Origin of the sequence: Butyricimonas hominis (assembly GCF_014287455.1) — a bacterium.
Classification (GTDB): Bacteria; Bacteroidota; Bacteroidia; order Bacteroidales; family Marinifilaceae; genus Butyricimonas; species Butyricimonas muris.
In genome coordinates this window covers 1-789 of sequence record NZ_JACOOH010000056.1, presented here as the reverse complement: position 1 = coordinate 789, position 789 = coordinate 1, and the positions used below count along the sequence as shown (strand labels likewise).

Annotated in this window: 1 protein-coding gene; it reads left to right on the top strand. The window is 44.9% G+C overall.

Going from position 1 to position 789, the window contains the following annotated elements:
• Positions 1-544: 544 nt before the first annotated feature.
• Positions 545-789, top strand: a 245-nt coding sequence (locus H8S64_RS22195) for a dihydrofolate reductase family protein (RefSeq protein ID WP_222621237.1), incomplete at its 3' end; no start/stop codon positions are given.

The window sequence follows — 789 nt, the reverse complement described above, 5'->3', positions numbered from 1 at the left end:
TATTGGACATCAAGGAGCGCACCGCAAAGAGCTATATCCGCTTCATGCGGGAAAAGGACATCATCACCAAAGACACGGCGAACCAAAGCTGTTTTGTCATCGGTTCATATAATCTTCAAAGGAACACAAGCTGCCCGTAGGCGTATGGGCTGAACTTGTGTAATTCATGTGCTTGTGTCCTGCCCTGTTGTGATAACACGGCAGGATTTCTACTATTTACAAGGTTATTCCAGTGATTTTTACTACTTTTGCAAAAGTAACATAAGAGAATAACGGCGCTTGAACAGTTTCGGCTGCGATTTCGTCTTTATATATAACATATTCGTTCGCCGAATATCTCAAAGTAGAAAACTGGCACTTTTCAAAATGAAACGAGATTTCAGCGCAATGTCTATGCTATGCTTTGTCATAGCGTGGGCTTGCCTGTCCCGTTTCAAAGGTATGCCAGTACCTCTACTTTGGAGCAGTGTAAGTTCACGCTTCTTTTTTGGGGTGGCTGGCGAGCAGTTTGAACAAGATTATCAACTGTTTAACACCTACTGGTATGAAACAAATTAAAGCGCACATCGCCGTATCTCTTGACGGGCATACAGCCACTTTAGACCGAGAACTGGACTGGTTGCCCGATGATGTAAAAATAATCGTTGGCAAGTATTATTCGGAAGCGGATTGCCTGCTTATGGGGGCGAACACCTACAACTACATCTTTGAACACTGGGGCGGGTGGCCGCACAAAAGCAAACGGTCTTTTGTGGTGTCACACTACGACACCAACGTTACACCGGACTG